The organism is Bradyrhizobium sp. STM 3809 (assembly GCF_000239795.1).
Taxonomy (GTDB): Bacteria; Pseudomonadota; Alphaproteobacteria; order Rhizobiales; family Xanthobacteraceae; genus Bradyrhizobium.
The window spans coordinates 1-5517 of the sequence record NZ_CAFJ01000310.1 but is presented as its reverse complement, the minus strand read 5'-3'; the positions used below and the strand labels follow the sequence as shown (position 1 = coordinate 5517).

The window sequence follows — 5517 nt, the reverse complement described above, 5'->3', positions numbered from 1 at the left end:
TTCCGGATGACGGCGAGCTCATCGCCGGGCAGTGTGGCTTGGTCGGTCATGCCTGCGTATCCTCGTTGTCGTCGTGTAGGGTGGGCAAAGCGCAGCGTGCCCACCACGCGTATTTTCCGTGCATCGCGGTGGGCACGGCGCTGTGCGCCTTTGCCCACCCTACGATTCGTCTTTCCGTCATTGCGAGCGCAGCGAAGCAATCCAGGGCCAGAAAGCAAGTCTGGATTGCTTCGTCGCTGCGCTCCTCGCAATGACGGCGTCTGCCGTCATCCCGCCCTATACTTCCGCGCGAACGCGACGCTGCCGAAGACCGTGAAGGTCATGGTCACCGCGAGCAGCATGAAGGCGAGCGCGGCGCCCATCGGCCAGTTGTTGCCGCGCACGAACTGGTCGTAGACCGCCGGCGCCATCATCGTGAATCGGGGACCGCCGAGAAGCACCGCCGTTGCATAGGTGTTCATGCACAAAACGAACACCAGGATCGAGCCGGCGGCGACGCCCGGGCCGGACAGCGGCAGGATCACGCGCCAGAACACCCGCGCGCCGGAGGCGCCGAGATTGGCGGCGGCATATTCGAGATCGCGCGGAATGCTCTCGATCACCGCCGACAGCGTCAGGATCATGTAGGGCAGCACCACCGCGATGATGCCGATGATCACGGCCTTGGTGGTGTACATGATCTCGAGCGGCGCCGAGATCAGGCCGAGCTTCAACAGGCTGGCATTGATCAGGCCGTCGCGCGCGAACAGCGCCATCCAGCCGGCCGAGCGCACGACATTGCCGACCAGCAGCGGGAACAGCGTGGCGATCACCACGAGGCTCTTCCAGCGGCTCTCCATGCGGCCGAGCCAGTAGGCCGCCGGAAACGCCAGGATCAGCGTGAGCAGAGTGCAGAGCAAAGCGATGCCGAGCGTGGCCAGGATGATCTGCTGATAATACGGGTCCGTCGCGGCCTTGATGTAATTGTCCGGCGACAGCGCCTGAACCATCAGCTGGCTCGGGCTGAACTGGTTGAGCGAGATCCTGAACATCAGGATCATCGGCCCGACCAGCAGTGCCAGGACCAAGAGACAGGCAGGGACGACCAGCAGCGCCATCGCGCGAGCTCCGATTGCAGATGAGCGGCGGATCGGCCGCGTGCTCCTGCGGCCGGAGCCGCAGGAGCTCAGATTCGCGGCTCAGGCCTTGAACTCCTTGTTCCAGAAGTCGAGCGTACGCTGGGCGCGTCCTGCGGCATAGGTATAGTCCGGCTTCAAGAGCCGCGCGCGCTCGGCCTCGGTGAGGCTGACCTGCTTGGCGAGATCCTCCGGCAGCGGCGCATCGGTGACGGTCGGGACGTAGCCCATCTTGTCGGCGAAGCCGCCTTGCGCCTTGGCGTCGAGCATCGCGTCGAGATAGGCGAAGCCACCGGCCTTGTTCTTGGCGTTCTTCGGCACCGAGGCCTGGAACACGATCGCGGGCGTTCCCTCCTTCGGCACGACATGGGCGAGCGGAATGCCGGACTTCTTCCACATGAAGCCGCGGGCAAGCCACATCGTCGTCAACCACACCTCTTCAGACTTCAGCGCCGCCGCCAGGGCCTCGTTCGACGGATAGATCTTCACGTCGAGCGAGCGCCATTCCATCAGCTTCTTCTCGGCCGGATCGAGATTGCTGACGCCGCCGCCGCCGGCGAGCGCCGCGGCCAGCGTGTTGTTGGGATAGAGAATGTCGGCGAGGCCGATCTTGCCGCGCCACTTCGGATCCCAGAGATCGGCGAAGGATTGCGGCGGCGTCTTCACCTGGTTGGTGTTGTAGAGGATCACCTGCGCCGAATAGATGTGCGGGATCGCGATCTCGCTCCTGAGCTCCGGGAACACCTTGTCGAGCCGCTTGACCTGCGCCGCATCGACCTTCTCGAACACGTCCGACTGCGACACGATGTAATTGTCGCTGTCGGAGAGACATGACACGTCCATCGAGCCGCGGCGGCTCTGCCGCTCGGCCAGCAGCTTGGTCTTGCGTGGATCCTGACTGCCGACGTCCTGCACGATCTCATAGCCCTTCGGCGCCATGATCGGCTTGTCGATGATGTCCGACAGCAGCTGGCCATAGTCGCCGCCCCAGGTGCCGACCACCACCTGTCCGCCCTCGGCGCGAGCGCTCGGCAGCCCGGAGGCCAGCGCGGCGACGCCGGCGCTGGCGGAAAGAAAATGACGTCGCGAAATCATGGGAGAACCTCTCGCTTGGGATGAACGATTGACTTGGACGATTGCGGCACGAGACGCGGGACCTTGCGGTCCCATTGCAACGACACGGTATCGTCGGGCTTGAGCGCGGCCAGCGGTTCGCCGGCGTCCGGCGTCGGCCTGACGGCCACCAGCGTCTCGTCGCCCAGCGCCACGACATATTCGGTCTGCGCGCCCATATAGGTGATCGCCTGCACGCGGCCGCGCACCTCGCCCGCGTCGCCGGGCACGATGCCAATCCGTTCCGGGCGCAGCGCGAAGGCGTCGGCATCCTCGCGTTCGCCGCTGACGACATCGACCGGGAGCAGCAGGCCGCCGCCGGTGCGGAACTCGCTCTCATTCGCACGCCGGCCGGTCAGGATGTTGCAGCGTCCGACGAAGTCGGCCACGAACGCATCGACCGGCGAATCGTAGAGCTGCTGCGGCGTGCCGATCTGGCGCACGCGGCCGCCCTCCATCACCACGAGGCGGTCGGCCATGGTCAGCGCCTCCTCGCGGTCATGCGTCACCATCAGCGTGGTCAGGCCGAGCCGCTGCTGCAGCGCGCGGATCTCGAGCCGCACCTCGGCGCGCAGCTTGGCATCGAGATTCGACAGGGGTTCGTCGAGCAGGAAGATGCGCGGATTGATCACCAGCGCGCGCGCCAGCGCCACACGCTGCTGCTGGCCGCCGGACAATTGCCGCGGCAGCCGGTCAGCGAGATGCGACAGCCGCACCAGCTTCAGCGCCTTCTCGATCTCGGTCCTGCGCTCAGCCGCGCCGAGGCCGCGCATCTCCAGGCCGAAGCCGACATTGTCGGCCGCGCTCATATGCGGGAACAGCGCGTAGGACTGGAACACCATGCCGGTGGCGCGCTTGTAGGCCGGCAATTGCGTGACGTCCTCGCGGTCGAACAGCACGCGGCCACTGGTCGGCGGCAGGAAGCCCGCGACCATGCGCAAGGTCGTCGTCTTGCCGCAGCCGGACGGGCCGAGCAGCGCGACCAGCTCGCCCTCGCCGACCGAGAGATCGAGACCTTCCACGCCGATGGAGGTGCCGAAGCGCTTGGTGAGCTGTTCGATGGTGAGCTGCGCCATCACACCACCCGCGACAGTTTGACGAAGCGATCGGTGATCACCATCAGCAGTCCGACCAGCACGATCTGTACGGTGGCGACGGCGGCGAGCGTCGGATCGATGCGGAATTCGAGATAGTTGAGCATGGCCACGGGAAGCGTGATCCGTCCGGGTCCGACCAGCAGCATCGACAGATCGAGATTTTCAAAGCTCTGGATGAAGGAGAACATCGCCGCCGCGACGATGCCGGAGCGCATCATCGGCAGGGTGATGCGGCGAAACACCGTCAACGGGCTGGCGCCGAGATTGGCCGCCGCCTCCTCGGCGGCGCGGTCGAGGCCCTGCAGACTGGCGACGACCAGTCGCACCGTCCAGGGAATCGCGAGCAGCGTGTGCGCGGCAACGAGGCCTCCGGTGGTCGCCTTGATGTCGCGGTCGAGCAGGTCCTCGGCCAGAACGTAGAACATGTAGAGCCCGGAACCGGCGACCACACCCGGCACCGCCAGTGGCGCCAGCAGGAAGGATGACAGCGCCTGCCGCCCGCGGAACTCGCCGCGCACGATCGCGAGCGCCGCCGCGGTGCCGAGCGGCACGCCGATTGCGGTCGACAGCAACGCGACCTGGAAGCTGGTCACGAGGCCACGCAGGAATTCGGGCTTGCTCAGGGCGTTCGGGTACCATTTCAGCGACAGCGCCGGCGGCGGAAAGCTGACGATCTCCGGCGCAAAGAAGCTCGTCATCACGATCATCACGACGGGCGCGAAGATGACGGCATAGGCGACGACGATCAGTGTCCGCACTGCGAATTGGCCGAAAGAAACTTGTCCCGTAAAACGGAACAGCATTGCGGACACCTCAACAAACAGATGAGCAGCTCGAGTGGCGGCATCGTAGTCGGCAGCCCCGCTGCCGCCAAGTCTGCGGGAGGGCTTATCGCAATGCACATGTGCATGGGCGAGCGGCCATGCGCTGCCACGATCCTGACGCGTGAGTCGCCGGCCGCTCCATCTCGGCGCTAGACGAGCGCTTGCAGGACGCTCATCGAAGCCGCACGGTTTTCGATTTTCGAAATTCAAGCAAGTCGATCGACGCGCCACCGACCGTCGTGGCCATCCGTCGCAGCGGCGTCGTTTTGGGCAATGACTGCTCAAATCTTGCACCGGCGCGATCCAAGATTTTGTGCGTCCCCGGACAAGTCATCCGCGCGGGCACGCACCTAAGCTTCGGCCAAGCTTGGACCGGGGCGACGGCACCCATGCACCGCCGGACCAGCGCGACAACATCGTTCGAAGGAGCTGGCAACATGCAGACAAGGCTATTCACCGGGACGCGACGCGCGTGGCTTGCCGCGCTCGGCGCCATCATCGCGGCGGCACTTCTCGCCCCCATGGACGCGCAGGCAGCGACGCCCGCGGGCTGCGCGGCACTGAAGGAAAAATATCCGGATTGGAAGGGCAAGACGCTCGTCAACGCGATCAACCCGCACACCCCGGGCTATGAGTCGATCGACCCGAAGGATCCGAGCAAATATGTCGGTTTCGACATCGATCTCGGCGAGGCCATCGGCGACTGCCTCGGCTTCAAGCTGACCTACAAGCCGGTGACGTTCGCCGCGCTGCTGACGACGCTGGCCAGCGGTCAGGCCGACATCGTCATCTCCGACATCTACGCCACCAAGGAGCGCGCCAAGGCGGCCGACTTCATCACCTACTCCAAGGTGTTCGACGGCGTTCTGGTCGCCAAGGGCAACCCGAAGGGCATCAACGGCATCAATCTCTCGATGTGCGGCGCGGCCGCGGCCGAGAACACCGGTTATGTCGAGGTGCCGCTGATCCAGGAGCTGGGGCCCAAGTGCAAGGAAGCCGGCAAGCCGGAGCCGACCCTGCAGCTCTACGACAACAACGCCAACTGCATCCAGGCCATCCTGGCCGGCCGGGCCGACACCTATGTCAACGACGTCAACACGGTCGACCAGGCGGTGAAGGCCTATCCGGACAAGCTGGAGAAGGCGATCGCCGTGACCATCCCCTATTCGGTCGGCATTGCCGTGCCCAAGGACAAGCCCAATTTCCGTGATGCCGTGATGGCAGCACTGATCGAGGTTCAGAAGGCCGGCATCCACCAGGAGCTCTTGAAGAAGTGGGAGCTCGATCCGGCGAACTTCAAGGAGCCGGATATCCTGACGGCCGACTGATAGGCCTGCGGTTCCAAAAACGAAGCTGCTGCCGCAGCGA

6 protein-coding genes are annotated in these 5517 nt (G+C 65.1%); 2 read left to right on the top strand and 4 right to left on the bottom strand.

From position 1 onward, the window contains the following. Nucleotides 1–254 (top strand): hypothetical protein (locus tag BRAS3809_RS37080; protein ID WP_210161103.1); only part of this gene is annotated, 254 nt, incomplete at its 5' end. A gap of 12 nt (nucleotides 255–266) precedes the next feature. Here the strand turns inward: BRAS3809_RS37080 and BRAS3809_RS17360 are convergent. The 4 genes from BRAS3809_RS17360 to BRAS3809_RS17345 form a co-directional block, all read right to left on the bottom strand. Beyond that, nucleotides 267–1097 carry an ABC transporter permease gene (locus BRAS3809_RS17360; protein ID WP_008963404.1) on the bottom strand — a complete coding sequence of 277 codons (831 nt, stop codon included), beginning with the start codon at nucleotides 1095–1097 and terminating at the stop codon, nucleotides 267–269. Between the two features lie 81 nt (nucleotides 1098–1178). Continuing rightward, nucleotides 1179–2210 carry an ABC transporter substrate-binding protein gene (locus BRAS3809_RS17355; RefSeq protein ID WP_008963403.1) on the bottom strand — a complete coding sequence of 344 codons (1032 nt, stop codon included), beginning with the start codon at nucleotides 2208–2210 and terminating at the stop codon, nucleotides 1179–1181. Then, entirely contained in the window at nucleotides 2207–3304 is a 1098-nt protein-coding gene (locus tag BRAS3809_RS17350) for an ABC transporter ATP-binding protein (protein WP_008963402.1), read from the bottom strand. Before BRAS3809_RS17350 ends, BRAS3809_RS17355 begins: the two co-directional genes overlap by 4 nt. Further along, nucleotides 3304–4128 carry an ABC transporter permease gene (locus BRAS3809_RS17345; protein ID WP_008963401.1) on the bottom strand — a complete coding sequence of 275 codons (825 nt, stop codon included), beginning with the start codon at nucleotides 4126–4128 and terminating at the stop codon, nucleotides 3304–3306. Before BRAS3809_RS17345 ends, BRAS3809_RS17350 begins: the two co-directional genes overlap by 1 nt. 458 nt (nucleotides 4129–4586) lie before the next feature. On the opposite strand from BRAS3809_RS17345, the gene BRAS3809_RS17340 reads away from it, so the two are divergent. Then, on the top strand, nucleotides 4587–5477 hold the full coding sequence (locus BRAS3809_RS17340; protein ID WP_008963400.1) for an ABC transporter substrate-binding protein: 891 nt from the start codon (nucleotides 4587–4589) through the stop codon (nucleotides 5475–5477). Nucleotides 5478–5517: the final 40 nt, after the last annotated feature.

Excerpts from the sequence above, each read along its gene's own strand:
- BRAS3809_RS17360 (WP_008963404.1), bottom strand. The coding sequence starts at position 1,097 with ATGGCGCTGCTGGTCGTCCCTGCCTGTCTCTTGGTCCTGGCACTGCTG.
- BRAS3809_RS17355 (WP_008963403.1), bottom strand. The coding sequence starts at position 2,210 with ATGATTTCGCGACGTCATTTTCTTTCCGCCAGCGCCGGCGTCGCCGCG.
- BRAS3809_RS17350 (WP_008963402.1), bottom strand. The coding sequence starts at position 3,304 with ATGGCGCAGCTCACCATCGAACAGCTCACCAAGCGCTTCGGCACCTCC.
- BRAS3809_RS17345 (WP_008963401.1), bottom strand. The coding sequence starts at position 4,128 with ATGCTGTTCCGTTTTACGGGACAAGTTTCTTTCGGCCAATTCGCAGTG.
- BRAS3809_RS17340 (WP_008963400.1), top strand. The coding sequence starts at position 4,587 with ATGCAGACAAGGCTATTCACCGGGACGCGACGCGCGTGGCTTGCCGCG.